Origin of the sequence: Desulfolithobacter dissulfuricans, assembly GCF_025998535.1 — a bacterium.
GTDB lineage: Bacteria > Desulfobacterota > Desulfobulbia > Desulfobulbales > Desulfobulbaceae > Desulfolithobacter > Desulfolithobacter dissulfuricans.
In genome coordinates, this window is record NZ_AP024233.1 from 311535 (window position 1) to 327669 (window position 16135).

Here is a 16135-nt window from a genome sequence, read left to right on the forward strand (position 1 = left end):
CCTGATACGTGATTGAGGATGTGGTCGCTCACAGGGGGTCCGCCTTAACCGGGGAAGCCTTGCACTGTTTCCGCATTGAGCGGAATAGAGAAGCACAAGGAGAAATCCAAGGCGGATCGAAGCGGTGTGAGGTGGCAGATGATTCCGTAGTAGTGATGAAATTCCGGCCTGTGAAGCCTGGTAACAGTGTGGAGGATAAAACCGGGATGACCCAACGGCCTGGTTCGTTGGGGGCAGTTATGAGCCAAAAGCCATATCTGTTGCGAAGGGATGAAGTTTATTTGAAGGTTTTCTGGAATCTATGGACACCTGGCAGACTGAACACAAGCCGTCCGACGGGACGGGGTACGCTATCGGCGGTATACCGTGACAGGTCCTCTGCCGATTTTGACCGTTCATCGGAGTAGATGGGAGTGTTGATCGTATATTGCCCATGAGGATAGAAAGCGGTCGCGCCCATTGAAGAACCGAAGTCTCCACGTGGAAATAGAGGAAGGGAAACGCAGGACAGGAGCATGGTTGAAGTCTGGTACAGCCTATATGATCGAATGCTGAGCCGGGAGAACCTGGTCAAGGCATTCTACAAGGTGAAATCCTCGAAAGGAGCTGCCGGTATAGACGGCCAGTCCATCGATGATTTTGCCGGCTCATTTGTGACCAATATCGATCATCTCCTGACGGAACTGCAGGACAAGAGCTACCAACCGCTGGCCGTGCGACGGGTGGAGATCCCGAAGCCGAACGGCGGGAAACGGCTACTCGGCATACCTGCAGTCCGTGACCGTGTGGTACAGCAGGCCCTGCTGGATATACTTCAACCAATATTTGACCGCGATTTCCATCCGTCGAGCTACGGCTACCGTCCTGGTCGGAGTTGTCACCAGGCAATCAGCAAAGCCACGATGTTCATCCGGACGTACGAGCGGAAATGGGTAGTGGACATGGATCTGTCGAAATGCTTCGACACGTTGAACCATGACCTGATCCTTGCCTCGTTCCGTCGCCGGGTCAGTGATGGAAGTATTCTTGGTCTGCTGGAGAAGTTTTTGAAAAGCGGAGTTCTGACAGGAGATGGTTGGCAGGCCAGCGAGGTCGGCAGTCCGCAGGGCGGAGTTATCAGCCCGTTGATTGCCAACGTATACCTTGATTCCTTCGATCAGTTTATGAAGAATCGTGGCCACCGCATCGTCCGCTATGCGGACGACATCCTGATCCTGTGCCAGTCAAAGAGCGCAGCCGAAAATGCACTGAACCAGGCCAGTCGTTATCTTGAAGAAGAACTGCTGTTGACCGTCAACCAGGAAAAGACCCATATAAGCCACAGCCTCAAAGGGATTAAATTTCTCGGAGTTCGTATCCACTCCGTGATGACCCGAATACAGCGAGGCAAGGTGAGGGCCTTCAAGGCGAAGGTCAAGGCGATGACCCGGCGTAACTCCCCGGTGAACCTTGAGAAGGTGATAGCCGATCTCAACCGGTTGCTGAGGGGTTTTGCCAACTACTTTCGAATAGCGAACTGCAAGGGTGAGTTTTCTCGGCTGATGAGGTGGATCAGAAGACGGCTGCGTGCTGTTCAGTTGAAGCTGTGGAAAAAGCCGTGCAGGCTACACCGCAGACTGAGACAGCTGGGCTATAGAGGAGAGTTCAAAAGAATCAAGATGAACTCCTGGGCCAATGCAGCAAGTCCGCTGAGCCATTATGCCCTTCCCAACAGCTGCCTGCATGGGGAAATGGGGCTCTTTGACCTCGCATCTGTACAGACCGGAATTTCTGTTTCAGTATGAAGGAAAAATAAACAGGAGCCGTATACGAGGCCCGTACGTACGGTTCTGTGAGAGGGATGAGGCAAGCTTAATTACCTTGCCTCACCCTACTCGATATGGTGCAACTGTCAGATCAGGACATCTGTCTAGAAATAGACATCAAAGCTCAGGTAGATCTGATTGGCGTTCTCGATGGGATTCATGCCCAAACTCTGCAACATAGCCAGATCGTTGGCATCATCCAGGTCGTACGGCTTCAGGTTCCAGTCGTTGATGCCGGAGTAATTGTAGTCATAGTACTGCCAGCCCAGACGGACAAAGGTCTTGGCATACTTGGAAATGGCCTCGCCGGTGGGCAGGTCGTAGATCATGTAGATCTCGTAGGCGTTACCGCGGGTGGCCAGCTTGGAGTTGTACAGATCATCGTTGCCCGGAGTGAAGGCGACCCAGTAGCGGGAGCCGTAGTTATACTCGGCACCGATCTTCAGACCGAGGTCGTCGATGTCATACCGGACGCCGACATAGATGGAATAGCCGTTCTCGGAGTCGGTATTGGCGATTACAGGAGGTACCCCGCCGTTGCCCAGTATGGCAGCCAGGCTCATGTCATACTCGTTGAACATACCGCTGGAATCCGGTTCGGTACGGCTCCAGCCACCGGCGATGAAGTAGCTGAAGTTGTTGACCTTGTCCATGTAGATGGCTGTGGTGTGGTACATGTTGCCCAGCGTGTCCTGGGGGCCGTACTGCGGTGCAATAAGGTTGTCTTCGCTGTACAGGTCCAGGAAGTCAGGATAGTTGAACAGGTTGAAGACCTTGAAGGACTGGATGTTCATGAACCGGTGACCCTTCTTGAACACGTCCCAGCTCAGGCCGGCGAAATCGGTATCGTCGATATGATAACTTCCAGGAGCTTCGTCGAGGAGGCCATTTTCAAAGCCGCGGCCATAACAGAAGCGGATCCGGCCGGTTCCCAGGGCCTCGTTGCCCCAGGCATAGGCATATCCCAGGGAAATACCGTCAAAGGGATAGTCCATGTAGGCAATGGGGGTGGCCATCCGCTGGTCAGTGCCCATGCGGACCTGGGCCGGCGGTCCGTCGGTGGTGGGGCGGCGGCCGATGGAGAACCAGATGGGCATGCCGCCGATGTTGTTCCAGTTGACAAAGGCCCGGTCCACCCGCAGGGCGTTGTCATCGGGAGTACGGGTGGTGTTGCCGTCGAAGATAGGCATGGCAGTGCCGTTGTTGTACATGTCGCCTATGCCCTCTGGGGTAGATTCCATGCCCCAGGCCTTGTACATGGCCAGCCGGCCCTTGAACTCGACATTCTCGGTGGCCTTGACCCGCATGTTCAGCCGGAACCGGTTGGTGAATATTGTGTCGTTTTTGAGATCACCTCCAGATGTTCCTGCAGCAAGAGCAGAAAAACCGGTAGGAAACTGAAGAGGTGTTCCGGCAGAAAACACGGTGTCAGCCTGGTAATAATCCATCCGGGCGCGGAAATCGCCGTAGAACTTGAACCGGGCGGCCAGGTCCCAGGACTCGCCCTTCTCCTCGAGCATCTCGTCCATGTCGTCGACCCTGTCACCGTACTCGGTGATGACTTCACTCTGCTTGGCCATCTGCGCTTTGAGCGCATCAAGCTGGCGGGAGAGCTCCTCAATCTTGGCCTCAAGATCCGAGGGCGCTTTGCCTGCACTGGCAGAGGCGACCGCCGGCAAGGCAATCAACCCGGCCAGTGCCAGCATGGAAAATTTCTTTACCATTCTTCTTCCTCCTACTTTTAGTTATCCCAAGGGGAAATACCCCAGCTTCAACCTGTAAGGACGGGGTGTTGTGGCAATCTGGAAATGAAACCCTGTGTTCGGCAGATACAAATTTTTTAACAAACAGGAGTCATACGATGCAGCCAGAACCCGGTTACCGTATAGAAATACGAAATACGTGTATATGCATTTCTATCGCATCGACCGATGGATGTCAACATGACGGGCGAAAAAAGTAAAAAAAATTGTACTGGGAAGGGGAAGGGAAAAAGAAATTCGCTCAGGCACCACAACGGGGGACCTCTGTTATTGAAAGTCCCCCCATTGCTTCTGCGACGCGGCTCTCCTGATTATGCCGGACAGGCAACATGATGGTCAATCAGGAGTCATAGGTGAAGATGGTCTTGCCACCCTTGCGGCTGACCCGGACAGTACCGCCCTTGCTCAGTCGTCCGAAGAGAATTTCCTCGGTGAGTGGATCACCGATTTCCTTCATGATCAGCCGCCGCAGGGGCCGGGCTCCATAGGCCGGATCATAGCCTTCGCTGGCCAGCCACCGCCGGGCTGCCGGAGTCAGGCTGATGCGGACCTTCTTCTCGGCCAGCTGGGCCTGGAGTTCGCCGACCATCTTGTCCACCACCTTCTCCACGGTTTCCGGCTCCAGGGCCCGGAAGGTGATGATAGCATCCAGCCGGTTACGGAATTCCGGCGAGAACAGGTTTTTGAGCGCTTTCTGCTCCTTACCACGGTTGTCGCCGAGAAAACCGATGCTGCGCTCGCTCATCTCCCGGGCACCGGCATTGGTGGTCATGATCAGGATCACATTCCGGAAATCCGCCTGTCGGCCGGCATTGTCGGTCAGGGTGGAGTGATCCATCACCTGGAGCAGGATGGAGAAGACATCGGGATGTGCCTTTTCGATTTCGTCCAGCAGGAGGACCGTATACGGGTGCTTGCGGATGGCGTCGGTGAGCAGACCTCCCTGGTCAAAACCGATATAGCCGGGAGGGGCGCCGATGAGGCGGGCCACCGCGTGTTTTTCCATGTACTCGGACATATCGAACCGTTCGAAATGCACCGACAGGGCCGCGGCAAGCTGACGCGCCACCTCGGTTTTGCCCACACCTGTGGGGCCGGCGAACAGGAACGAGCCCGTGGGCGACTGGGGATTTCCCAGTCCGGCCCGGGAGCGCTTCACCGCCCGGACCACGGCGTCGATGGCATCCTGCTGGCCAAAGATGACCGATTTGAGCTGGCTGTCCAGTTCCCTGAGGGCCGCCACGTCGCTGGTGCTCCTGGAATTGACGGGAACGCGGGCCATCTTGGAGACGACCTTTTCCACGTCCCGTACCGACACCGTCTTGCCCAGCTTGCCGGCCAGCCGGAAGGCCGCCCCCACCTCATCCATTACGTCGATGGCCTTGTCGGGCAGGAAGCGGTCGTTGATATAGCGGTTGGCCAGTTCCACGGTGGCCAGAACCGCAGGTCTGGAGTAGCGGACATGGTGGTGTTCTTCGTAGCGTGACTGCAGCCCCTTGAGGATATTACAGGTATCAGCCACCGAAGGTTCTTCGATGTCGATTTTCTGGAATCGTCTGGAGAGGGCGCGGTCTTTTTCAATGTGATTTTTATACTCTTCGTAGGTGGTCGACCCGATGCAGCGGATGGTCCCGGCCTGCAGGGCGGGCTTGAGCAGGTTAGAGGCATCCATGGAGCCGCCGCTGGTGGCCCCGGCCCCGACAATGGTGTGCATCTCGTCGATAAAGAGGATGGCATTGTCCTTTTTCTCGATCGCAGCTACCACGGCCTTGAGCCGTTTCTCGAAATCGCCCCGGTACTTGGTGCCAGCCACAAGGGTGCCCATGTCGAGCATGTAGATTTCGGTATCGCGGAGCAGGTCCGGCACCAGTTTTTTCGGATCCGGCTTTTCCTGCTGCCGGGCGATTTTATCTTCATGGATACGCAGGGCCAGTCCTTCGGCCATGGCGGTCTTGCCCACACCGGGCTCGCCCACCAGCAGGGGATTGTTTTTCCGCCGCCGGCAGAGGACCTGCATCATCCGTTCAAGCTCACGGTCCCGGCCGATCAGGGGGTCGATACTTCCCTCGGCCGCCCGCCGGGCAAAATTGACAGTGTATTTTTCCAGGGCGTCATCGGTCTTGACCTCGCTCTGCTTGCCCTTGCGCGGCGCAGGCTGCGGCTGGCGGAAGGGTTCGCTCTGCAGCGACTCGGGCAGCCCGTGGGAGATATACTCCACCACTTCCAGCCGACCGATCCCCTCGCTGCCGAGAAAATAGACCGCATGGGAGTCGGGCTCGGCAAAGATGGAAACCAGGACATCGCCGGTGTCCACCTGTTTCTTGCCGCAGCTCTGGACGTGGTTCACCGCCCGCTGGAGAACCCGGTTGAAGGCAACCGTCTGGGACGGTTCACTGTTTTCATCCTTGAGGGTGGGCAGCCCGCCGGAGAAAAACCGTTCGAGCCGCTCCTTGAGATTGGTGTAGCTGCCGCCGCAGCTGTCAATAATGTGGCGGGCCAGGTCGTCGTGGAGCAGGCCGTAGAGCATGTGCTCGACGGTCACGTACTCGTGCCTGTGCAGTTTCGCTTCTTTTATGGCCTTGATGAGGGCCAGTTCAAGTTCTCTACTCAACATATCTGGTATCTCCTCAAGAGCCCACGGGCACCACATCTTCGCGCGATCGCTCCCGTCCGCACAGGTCGGCTGTCGGGGTCTCCCTTCGGTCGCTTACCTGCGGTCGGTCGCTTGCGTGAATCTGCACCACTCGTGAACTCCTGCAGTGGTTTTTTTTCAATGCACCTTTCAGCCCGCCTTTTCCAGCGAGCATTTCAGTGGAAATTGATTTTTTCGCGCCATCTGGTGAACAACGGCGATCTTGGTTTCCCCGATTTCCCGGGTATAGATTCCGGCAACTCCCACACCCTGGTGATGTACGTTGAGCATGATACGGGTTGCCTCGGCCGTGTCCTTGCCGAACACGGACTGGAGGATCATGACCACAAAGTCCATTGTGGTGTAGTCGTCATTGTGCAGGAGCACCTTGTACAGCGGGGGTTCCTGGAGTTCTTCCTGGTTTCTGGTCAGGGTTTCTTCCTGACCCCTGGTTTTGTTTTTGCTCATGATTTCAGTTGGGTTGCAGTAGATAAGTCAAGATCATTGACTTGAATCTATCCTCTATAATTGTAATACTCCGTCAATTTTTTGGCAAGGCCGGTTTATGCTTCCCTGGAGAGCATGGACAGGAGCAGGTGTACGATCACCGTCCGGGCCGAGACCGGGGAGCCTTTGAGGCGCAGTTCAGCATCCAGGATCAGGCGGGGCCAGCAGCACAGGGTGGCCGGGGAAAACGAGGCCGCGGTGCGGAACTGCATGAACAGGGCATAAGGGTGCCCTTTGAGTTCCGTTGCCCAGGAACCGTTTTCCTTGAGCAGGGGCAGACACTGGCTTTTGAACTGATCGGCGCTCATGGTCGGCCGGTAGTCATAGCGCTCCTGCAGCTGCAGCGACCTGAACAGCAGCAGGGTGCGGGCATAGTTGCGCAGGGTGGCGATGATGGCCAGGGGATGAATACCGTTTTCCTGGATACGACCGGCAACAAGCAGGGCCCTGTCGAGATTTTTTTTCCCCACCGCGTCGGTGAGCTCAAAGAGCGCCTCCTGCCTGGTTCGACCAACCACCGCGTCCAGATCCTCATGGGTGATCCTCTGCCGATCGCCCACATAGAGGGCCAGTTTTTCACTTTCCATGACCACGGCCACCGGATGAAAACCAACCCGTTCGATGAGCCGGTCCGTGACCGGGGCCGGCATGGTCTTGCCAAATTCGCCCAGGGTTTTTTTGACCAGCTCCTGGAGAACCGATTTCTGGGCCTTCTGCGCCCTGGACGAGCTGCCGCTCTCCACGCTGCAGTCGATCACTGCAAACCGGTCCTGCAGCAGTCTGAACAGTTTTTTGCGCCTGTCGACTTCCTCGGCCAGCAGGAGGAGGATGTTGTTTTTCGGAAGACCTTCCTGGAGGATTTTTTCAAACATGTCCACCGGGTCGCCACCGGAAGTCGGTGAAGGCAGGGAGGCTGCTTTTTCGCGCAAAGGTTCAAGCCAGTCCAGCGGAGCTGCCGGCTTTGGAAAACCAAAGGCCTGCTGCCACCGGGTGGCCGGCAACCCGGCCAGGTCCAGCTCCAGGTCAGAGGGATCCAGGCCTGCGGCAACGAGCATGGCCCGCAGATGGCGGGCAGCCAGGTCCTCCTTGTTGTTTTCCCGGGCCCGGAGTACCTTTTTCCACAAGGCATCAGCCACTTTCTTTGAATGAAACAGCCTGGTATCGCTGACCCGGTAGATCTGCCGGCCGGGCAGGAGGCTGAAGCTGCGCAGGTTCAAAAGGGTGGCGGCCGGATCCTCCTGTTCGCCGTCAACGGGGTGGATGGTACCGCCGTCGGCCAGCAGGACCTGGCACAGGGTATCGGCAGCCTGCCGGCAGAGATACCTGTCGCCAAACACCAGATAGACCGGCGAAATGTCACCCTGTTTGATTTCCTTGATCAGGGTGGTCAGTTTTTCCCGGCTGATCAGCGCCATGATAGAGTGTCCCAGGTGTTGGCCCCGGTTTTCCGGGGGTTCGGGGAGCGGTTCGTGACCACTGGTAACCGTATCTTCACAGGCTGGCTTCCTCTTCCACCATTTCCGCTGCTATGCCCCCGGATGCCCTGGTTAAACCGTCCTTTTTTTCCTCTTCCAGCAGTTTGTGGAGAATGGCCGGCAGGGAGCCCGGTTGCAGATAGTCGCGGCCCAGACCTCTGCCGAAGATATGGGCCGATTGGACAGCCACGTCTTTCCAGGTGATCTCCGAAGGGTTTCGGGCGATCACTTCGAAAAAATTTTTGTTGTAGGGGTCATTGATCACCGCCATGCCGGTGCCGATGGTGGCCAGCAGGTCCACATGGCCCAGGAACATCCGGGTTAACTTGGTGTAGGCCTTGACGCCGCCGCAGGAACCAAGGCTGAGGAACCGCTGTTTGGCGGTCAGGTCCCCACTGGTAATGATCCGTTCCCGGAGGAGCTCGGTGAGTGGATCGGTGATCTGTTCCGAACGCCAGTAGCTGTGGCCGCGCTGGGCAAACATCTCGTCACCGCTGCGGAGAAACCGGGTCAGCAGTTTTTCCTGGTCCTTCTGGTTTTTGTATATGTAAACTGCGTGGCGTATCTCGATTCCGTTGATATTTTTCCTGAACTCCAGGGCGAAGTGAGTTCGGCGCATGGCCTGGTACAGCCGTCGAAGAGGGGTGGTATAATCCCTGCCGGCCATCTTGATCAGGGACTGGATTTTTTGCCGCCGGTCACTGGACAGCGGGGTCAGGGTGTACTGGTCGGAGAGGGCGAGCTGATAGCCATTCTTGAGCAGGATGCGGCCGTTGGACAGAAAAGAGCGGCGGCCGTCATCGTCTGGATGAAACACCGAGATGGAGGCCAGCCGGCCATCCGCCTTCCACTCGGCAAACGGTGTGGCCAGGTAGCGGCCGAGATCCACGGCTCCGAGCCGTACGGTCATCCGGATAATCCGTGACTTGTCCTCCGGTCCCAGGAGATCAGGGTATTCCTGCAGGTAGTACTGGAGGATGACGCTGATCAGGCGGGAGAACACGGCGCTGCCCCGGTCGGCTTCCTCCACCATCCGTCCGATCAGGTAGCTGCGGGCCGGCGGCTTGAGCACTTCAAGCAGGTGCATGAAGGTGGCGGAAAAGATAATGATCGAATCTTCATCCTTGAAGGCGGATCTGGCCACCAGGTCGAGAATCTGTTCCTGCTCCGGTTCGTTCTCCGGAAAAAAGGTTGTCAGTTTGCCCTTCTGGGCCAGGCTGACAATGAAACTGGAGACCAGCATGTTGTCCGGATCAGTATCCTGGAGAAAGGCCAGCAGGTTGTCGTCGTATTTTGCCCTGATCCTTTTCTTCAGCACCGGGACCAGGATGTCCCGGAACGACGAATCGTAAAGCTCGCTGCCCTGGGCCAGGAGGGCGTAGATGTCCGGCGAGGTCAGGTTGCGGGCCGTGGCCCTCCGCTCGGCCGCGGTGGCCCGGCGCAGGGCGGTGATCATGGCCCCTTTTTTGTCAGCGTTAAATGCCGGGTAGAACTCCCTGCCATATTCGTAGACCACCTCCCGGGAAAGCTGTTCAAACTGTTTGCGCAGGGCCCGGTCGGACCAGCGCCACAGCCTGGCCGAGGAAATTTCGAAACCGAACCGGTCGGTTATCGAGTGCAGATTATTGATCTTCCAGATAATCTCCTCGCCGCCGTCATAAAAGGCCTGCAGGAGGGCTCTTTTGTCTTCCCTGGAGAGTTTATAGTACTGGATCTCCTGTATTTCGGGAGGATTGGCAAAGTAACGCACCAGCCAGTTCCAGCCGCTGATCCTGTCCATGTCGGGCTGGAGGAAGAGCTTGTGGGCATTCCAGGCATCGTCCTGGCGCAGTTGTCTGAGCAGGGGCAGGGCATCGAGCATGGTCTCTGTGTTCATGTTCCGGATGGAAGCAAAAGACTCGCAGGCCCAGCCCTGTTTATCCTTGAGCAGGGCCAGAACCATGAGTCCGTCCAGGGCCAGGTCGGCATCGATGTCCTGGATGGTGAAAAAAGCCCGGACCGCCCGGTTGTTGGCGTCATCCATGCTGGTCAGGAGTGAAATGGTTTGCAGGGCGTGGCGCGGAGTGATGCCGGGCAGTTGCAGGTAGGCCCGAAAGGCGCGGCCGGCCTCGTAGCTGAGGGTTTTGATTTTTTCCAGGGCCTGGATGGCCAGATCCGCGTCCACTCCCCGAAGCAAGGTCCATCGTTCAAAAGAGAGGGTCTGTTCATAGGATAGGCGGAGCCGCAGCAGTTCGGCCCAGGCCCGCCGGCTCCGCTCAAAATCGATCCCGGGCAGCAGGCAGACGCGGCGGAAGGCACGCTGGCTGTTGTAGCTCAGGCCCCGGATGACCTCCCGGCCGAAATCCAGTTGATCTTCGGTCAGGCAGGGCACCATCTGGTACAGTTCCACCGTGCGCCTCCAGCTGACATCATCGGATTTCGTGCGGCCGGCACGAAGATCCGGGCAGGAAAGAGCAAGGAGCAGCAGAGCGATCGGCAAAAAAATGATTGCTCTTGAAATTTGTGGGTATATGGTGTGCCGATGATGCATTATCTCTTGTCGTCCAGAATATCCAGGGGCCGTCTGCTTCCCACCCTGGCACTGCTCACGGCCATGCTGCTGTGGGGAAGCTCGTTCGTGGCCATGAAGCTTGCCTTCCGTGAGCTCTCACCCATGGTGGTTGTCTTTGGCCGCATGGCAGTGGCTGCACTCTGTTTTGCTCCGTTTATACCATCCTTTCGCAGGATTCCGCTTGGAAAAGAACACCTCGTGCCACTGCTGGCCATGGGATTTTTCGAGCCGTGTCTCTATTTTCTTCTCGAAGCGGCTGCCCTGCAGAATACCAGTGCCTCGCAGGCGGCCATGATCACCACCATGCTGCCCCTGATGGTGGCCATGGCGGCCGGGTTTTTCCTGGGTGAGCGTATCGGGTTGCGGACCGTGCTGGGCTTTGTCCTGGCCGCGGCCGGCGCCATCTGGCTCAGCTGCGCCGCCGGCTTTGATCAGGAGGCACCACGGCCGGCCCTGGGTAATTTCCTCGAGTTTCTCGCCATGATCAGTGCCACAGGATACATCATTTTGATGAAATATTTAAGCCGCGATCTGCCGCCCTTCTTTTTAACCGCGGTCCAGGCATTTATCGGTACGGTCTTCTTCCTGCCGCTGATCTTTCTGCCCGCCACCGAGCTGCCCCGGACCATCACCATTTCCGGGCTGGGGGCTGTGGTCTACCTGGGGATCGCCGTGACCGTGGGGGCGTACGGGCTGTACAATTACGGTATCAGCAAGGTGCCGGCAAATCAGGCGGCAGCCTTTATCAATCTCATTCCGGTGTTTACTATAATTATGGGGTTCCTGATACTGGACGAGCGTTTGAGCCCCTGGCAGATCGTGGCCTGCCTGCTGGTCTTCGGTGGGGTGCTGCTCAGTCAGAATGAACCCGGAGAAAGGGATCGCGGAGCCGGGCAGAACACCAGGGTGGAGAGTCCGGGATGACCCGCCGCCCCGGACCTGGAACGGCCGGGACAGATATGGGGGACAGGGACCACCCGGTATTCCGTGTGCCGCGTCCCGGGGACAGAGGAAGGACAATGCTTCTGGCACAGAAAACAGACAGGGGGAAAGGATGGCAAGGACGTTGATTCTTCTTGGCGTGCTGCTGGTGGCGGCCGGGCTGCTCTGGCCCTGGCTTAAAAATCTGCCCCTTGGCAGGCTGCCCGGCGATATCATTATCAGCCGGGAAAACTTTCGTTTCTACTTCCCGGTGACCACCTCCATCGTGGTCAGCATTATCCTCAGCCTGCTCTTGTGGATTTTCAGGAAATTCTGAGCCGCAGCGACAAGATGTAACAACCTCAATTTGGGAACAAAAAAAGGACCTGGCCTAATGACCAGGTCCTTTGCTGTTTTCTGGTGGGCCGTCAGGGATTCGAACCCCGGACCAATGGATTAAGAGTCCACTGCTCTGCCAGCTGAGCTAACGGCCCTGCAAGTCCTGATGTTTTCTGGGCATCAAAACGGTCTCTACTTAGCACAAGATATGCAGGCCGTCAAGGAGAAGCGGTTGCCCTGGACCTGTTTTTTGTCATCTTACCGGTAGTAGAGGCTCGGGCTGCCCATGGTGAGCAGGGCCTTGTACAGGTTGCGCCGGAAATCGCGCCGGTCCCAGATGCCCTGGATGTGCCCCCGTTTCAAGGCGTTGCGTGCCTTATGATAATCCGGCGGGATGTCGCGACCCGTGGTCTCCCGGATCACCCGCGGTCCGGCAAAGCCGATCCGGCAGGAGCGGATGGCAAACTGGTAGGGCGAGCAGCCCAGGAACGAGGCCACCGGCCCGGCATAGGAGTTGTTGTCATAGACGACAATGTAGAGTCCGCCGGAATCAATGTATTCCCGGACCGCCATGGTGCACTTGGGCATCTGGATAACCCCGAGCGTCCCTTCCTGGATCCGGATGCCGCCGGTGGTGTGCACATAGGCCAGCAGTGGCCGTTTCTTGCGCCGGGCGATCTCGCAGGCCTGGACGAATTTTTCTCCCTCGGCCGATCCCACCGTGCCGTTACGGAAATCGGAAAACAACATGGTGACCACCAGGTTGATATCCATGATCCGGGCATGGAAGGTCAGGTTGGCACAGCCCAGGCCGGTCTTGCTGCGCGACATCTGGAGCCGTTCGTCAAACCCCTTGTAGCCCAGCGGATTTTTTGAATAGATATCGTTGTTGAAAACCCGGATCGATTCGGGATCAAAGATATTTTTCAGATACCACTGGTACTCCAGGGGGAAATGGTGGCCACAGGTCTCGCAGACCCCGCAGAATTCACCGTAGAGATCGGGAACCCAGAGATCCTTGCAGCCGTACTTTTCCGCATTGGGACAGGTCACCGTCCGGTCCTCGTTGGCCAGGGGGCTGGTGTAGGTATCGGTCAGTTCCAGCGGATCCTGGTAGCTGCTGATGGACGGCGTCAGTACCTGGGGCGAGGGCCGGGGAGCCTTCTTTCGCTCCTCCTTGCGGCGGATCATGTCGTAGGCCGAGGTAAAAGGTGAAGTGATCCGCTTGAGAAAGGCCGATCCTTCACCGGAGACCTCCTTGATGGCCTTCTGCATCTGTTTCTGCTGGGTTTTGAGAATATCGTAGCGGAAGGTGTAGTAGAGTTTCTCGGTCAATGTTGTGACCGAGCGGAAAACGTTTTCCGCCGGCAATGTCTGGCCGCCGAAGCCGTGCATGGCCATCTCCCGGTACTTTTTCGAACGCAGGGTCAGCAACCGCTTGATTTCTGCATCGTTCAGGTTCCACGGGATATCGATCTGCGGGGCTTCCTCCGGGTTTTCCGCCTTTTTGCGTTTCACCTCATAGGCCCGGAAACCACGCAGGCTCTTGGTTTTGAGCACCACCTCGTCGGTGGCCCGGATGATCTCCGAGCGCACCATGGCAAAAAAGTTGAAATCATCGCTCCTGGCGCCCAGGGGTGGTTCCTGGATGATCCGGTCGATGGTGCCGAGCTTGAGGTTTTCCTCGGCCGTGATGTGGAGCTGCCGGGCGCAGTTTTCGATAAGCTCCGCCGGCACCTTCTGGCCTTCCCGCACCTTGCCCTCGATGGCCGCCGCCCCTTCGGGGAGATAACCGAATAGTATCCGTGGGAAAACATCAGACGGAAATCGGACAGGCCAATGGCCTCGGCCCCGCCGGATCCGCCCTCGGAGATAACCGAGATCATCGGCACCCGGAGCTTGGTCATGGCGTACAGGTTGCGGGCGATCTGCTGGGCAGCGCCGGGATACTCCTCCACCGGGTAGGACCCCGGGGTGAAGATATAGAAATGGATCGGTATGCCTTCGGTCTCGGCGACCTTCATATAGCGCAGGGCCTTCTCGTTGCCCCAGGGCTTGCATGAGCCGCCGTTACGGAATTCCTCCGCATGGCCCACTTCCTGGCCGATGACCATGACCGGTGAGGTGTAAGGCTTTTTCTTGATCCGGCGGACGATATACGCCTTGGCGACCACCATGGCCGGATCAATGTTGGCCTCGCCCTCGCCGCCGAGCTCGGTGTATTCCTCGTAGACATTTTCCAGGATGTCCTTGAGCGAAAACCTGAGCGGGCTGCGGACGATACGGACCCGTTCCATGGGGGTAAGCTCGGCCTCACACCGCTCCTCGAGGAAGACCACCGCCTCTTCGAGCCGGATCAGGGCCGCACCGAGGGCGTCTTCGTCCATGTCGTAGAACGAATTCTTCAGCTGCTCGCATTCGTCACGGAAGACCGAGAGGTTGCCCCAGTTGTCCGTGTCCTTGATATGGATCAGGCAGCTGATGCGCTGCTCGATGTCCTGGAGTTTTTTTAACAGATCATTCATGGATATATGAGTAGTCGGCCGGCAGCTTTCGCCACCGGCCCGCAAGAGAGACAAGGATACAAAAAAAACCGCGCGCGCCGCAGATCGGCCGCCGGTTGTTAAAATGTCAGCAGTCGATCAAGATTTTCCCGGAGATAGCGCAGATTGGTGATGATGGAGCCGCCGGAGCTGTCCTCTCCTTCGATGACCGTGTTGTCGATAAACTCCCGGGCCCGCTCCTTGGCCTCTTCCATGGAATCTCCCCAGACCAGGGCCAGGGCCAGGTTGGGGTCGTATTCGCTGGGAATGGGATAGGGCCGGTCCGAGGGTACGTGGGTGTAGACCGCCGACCATTCATAGGAGGGCAGGTCGAAACGGGTGATGGTGCCGATCCAGGGCGCAAAATCGCGCTGGGTGTTTTCAGCCACGATCCGCAGCTCGATGCTGGCGCCGCGGAACTCGATATCTTCCTGGCTATATCCCATGGGCTCGCCAAGAGCCAGCCGGATCTGTTCACGGATCAGATTTGGGTGTTTGCCGTTTAGATAACTGATCCTGGCCGAGACATCGTTTTCCACCTGGATGCGGGTGTTGACCTCCAGCAGGTATGGCTGACCTGTGCGGCTGACAATCCATTCCCAGGTGCCCACATTATCGTATTTGACGTGGTCGGCCAGCTTGAGGGAATAGTTGACGATCCGATCGAGCAGCTCGTCGGCATCGAATTCATAGTCAAAGCAGGAGTTGTCAAAGCCGGGGGCGGCCTCGATCCGTTTCTGCCGGCCCGTGGACTGGATGGTGCAGTTGCGGGAGCTGAAGTGGACCCGCTCGTTATGACGGGAGCAGACCAGCTGGACCTCGAGATGGTTGAAATCAAGCAGCCGCTGCTCGATGAGCACCCCGCCGTCCCCGAACTGGCGCTTGGCATAGTTCTGCACCTGGCGGTAGACCCGGCGGAACTGTTCGATCCGGTTGACCTCCTCGATGCCCATGCCACCACCGCCGGCCGCAGCCTTGATCAGGACCGCCGGCCTGGCGATGCCCTGTTCCTCCTGGACGTCAAAGAGATGCTGGGCGATCTCTTCGGCCTCCATTTCGTTGTATATGGGGCTGTCGGTGCCGGGAATGGTGGGGATACCGAGCTTGTTGGCCACCCTCTTGGTGTTGATCTTGTCGCCCAGGTCCTTGATGACCTCCCAGCTCGGACCGATAAAGATCAGGGGCCGGTCGCGGATGGTTACCCGGCGGGCGAACCGGTAGTCTTCGGAAAAGAACCCGTAGCCGGGATGAATGGCCGTGCACAGGGTGTGGTCGGCCACGGCCAGGATGTCGTTGGGATCGGTGTAGCTGGTCACCCGCCAGGCATTCTGCCTGGGACCGGAGAGCCGGTTCCGCTGGACATGCTCGGAATCCCGGTCTGCATCGGTATAGACGACCACATACTCGAGACCCAGGTCCTCGCAGGCCTCCATGATCCGTATGGCTATTTCTCCGCGGTTGGCGATCAGAATTTTGCCCTGCACGCGAAATCCTCTTTGCTGTGAGTGTTATGAGTGCGAAAATATCCCGGAACCTTGCCCATGGGTGGGCCGGTTGCCTGAAAATGTATGGGAGTAGTTGCAAGTTGCAGACTGTGTC

The 16135-nt window shown here is 57.7% G+C and carries 10 protein-coding genes, 1 tRNA gene and 1 pseudogene; 3 read left to right on the forward strand and 9 right to left on the reverse strand.

Annotated elements, in window-relative coordinates; genetic code table 11:
- The first annotated feature begins 515 nt into the window (after positions 1 to 515).
- The gene (ltrA, locus tag GF1_RS01365) at positions 516 to 1784 is read left to right on the forward strand and encodes a group II intron reverse transcriptase/maturase (RefSeq protein WP_267927832.1); all 1269 of its coding nucleotides are present in this window, start codon (positions 516 to 518) and stop codon (positions 1782 to 1784) included.
- 125 nt (positions 1785 to 1909) lie between these two features.
- Here the strand turns inward: ltrA and GF1_RS01370 are convergent, their stop codons facing one another.
- The 5 genes from GF1_RS01370 to GF1_RS01390 form a co-directional block, all read right to left on the reverse strand.
- Positions 1910 to 3529: a DUF3373 family protein gene (locus tag GF1_RS01370; RefSeq protein WP_267927833.1), complete on the reverse strand. Its 1620-nt coding sequence runs from the start codon at positions 3527 to 3529 to the stop codon at positions 1910 to 1912.
- 379 nt (positions 3530 to 3908) lie between these two features.
- Positions 3909 to 6182 carry an ATP-dependent Clp protease ATP-binding subunit ClpA gene (gene clpA, locus GF1_RS01375; RefSeq protein WP_267927834.1) on the reverse strand — a complete coding sequence of 758 codons (2274 nt, stop codon included), beginning with the start codon at positions 6180 to 6182 and terminating at the stop codon, positions 3909 to 3911.
- A 168-nt stretch (positions 6183 to 6350) separates the two neighbouring features.
- Positions 6351 to 6668: an ATP-dependent Clp protease adapter ClpS gene (clpS, locus tag GF1_RS01380; protein ID WP_267927835.1), complete on the reverse strand. Its 318-nt coding sequence runs from the start codon at positions 6666 to 6668 to the stop codon at positions 6351 to 6353.
- Between the two features lie 95 nt (positions 6669 to 6763).
- Positions 6764 to 8122, reverse strand: coding sequence for a DNA polymerase III subunit delta (holA, locus tag GF1_RS01385; RefSeq protein WP_267927836.1), 1359 nt, complete (start codon positions 8120 to 8122; stop codon positions 6764 to 6766).
- A gap of 76 nt (positions 8123 to 8198) precedes the next feature.
- On the reverse strand, positions 8199 to 10661 hold the full coding sequence (locus GF1_RS01390; RefSeq protein WP_267927837.1) for a hypothetical protein: 2463 nt from the start codon (positions 10659 to 10661) through the stop codon (positions 8199 to 8201).
- 42 nt (positions 10662 to 10703) lie between these two features.
- Between GF1_RS01390 and GF1_RS01395 the strand changes: the two genes are divergently transcribed.
- Together GF1_RS01395 and GF1_RS01400 are read left to right on the forward strand one after the other, a co-directional pair.
- Positions 10704 to 11657, forward strand: coding sequence for a DMT family transporter (locus GF1_RS01395; RefSeq protein ID WP_267927838.1), 954 nt, complete (start codon positions 10704 to 10706; stop codon positions 11655 to 11657).
- 130 nt (positions 11658 to 11787) lie between these two features.
- Entirely contained in the window at positions 11788 to 11991 is a 204-nt protein-coding gene (locus GF1_RS01400) for a DUF2905 domain-containing protein (protein WP_267927839.1), read from the forward strand.
- Positions 11992 to 12072: 81 nt separating this feature from the next.
- On the opposite strand, the gene GF1_RS01405 is transcribed toward GF1_RS01400, so the two are convergent.
- The 4 genes and pseudogenes from GF1_RS01405 to GF1_RS01415 all read right to left on the reverse strand — a co-directional run bounded on the left by GF1_RS01405 (position 12073) and on the right by GF1_RS01415 (position 16020).
- Positions 12073 to 12148 (reverse strand) — tRNA-Lys (locus GF1_RS01405).
- Positions 12149 to 12251: 103 nt separating this feature from the next.
- Positions 12252 to 13748: an acetyl-CoA carboxylase carboxyltransferase subunit beta gene (locus GF1_RS16545; RefSeq protein ID WP_435051702.1), complete on the reverse strand. Its 1497-nt coding sequence runs from the start codon at positions 13746 to 13748 to the stop codon at positions 12252 to 12254.
- A gap of 80 nt (positions 13749 to 13828) precedes the next feature.
- Positions 13829 to 14518 (reverse strand): annotated as a pseudogene (locus GF1_RS01410) (Clp protease/crotonase-like domain-containing protein); the annotation flags it as partial.
- 98 nt (positions 14519 to 14616) lie between these two features.
- Positions 14617 to 16020 carry a biotin carboxylase N-terminal domain-containing protein gene (locus tag GF1_RS01415; protein ID WP_267927841.1) on the reverse strand — a complete coding sequence of 468 codons (1404 nt, stop codon included), beginning with the start codon at positions 16018 to 16020 and terminating at the stop codon, positions 14617 to 14619.
- Between the last annotated feature and the right edge of the window lie 115 nt (positions 16021 to 16135).

What these genes read in the sequence shown, in the direction of transcription:
- ltrA (WP_267927832.1), top strand. Translation starts at nt 516, where the DNA reads ATGGTTGAAGTCTGGTACAGCCTATATGATCGAATGCTGAGCCGGGAG.
- GF1_RS01370 (WP_267927833.1), bottom strand. Translation starts at nt 3,529, where the DNA reads ATGGTAAAGAAATTTTCCATGCTGGCACTGGCCGGGTTGATTGCCTTG.
- clpA (WP_267927834.1), bottom strand. Translation starts at nt 6,182, where the DNA reads ATGTTGAGTAGAGAACTTGAACTGGCCCTCATCAAGGCCATAAAAGAA.
- clpS (WP_267927835.1), bottom strand. Translation starts at nt 6,668, where the DNA reads ATGAGCAAAAACAAAACCAGGGGTCAGGAAGAAACCCTGACCAGAAAC.
- holA (WP_267927836.1), bottom strand. Translation starts at nt 8,122, where the DNA reads ATGGCGCTGATCAGCCGGGAAAAACTGACCACCCTGATCAAGGAAATC.
- GF1_RS01395 (WP_267927838.1), top strand. Translation starts at nt 10,704, where the DNA reads ATGATGCATTATCTCTTGTCGTCCAGAATATCCAGGGGCCGTCTGCTT.
- GF1_RS01400 (WP_267927839.1), top strand. Translation starts at nt 11,788, where the DNA reads ATGGCAAGGACGTTGATTCTTCTTGGCGTGCTGCTGGTGGCGGCCGGG.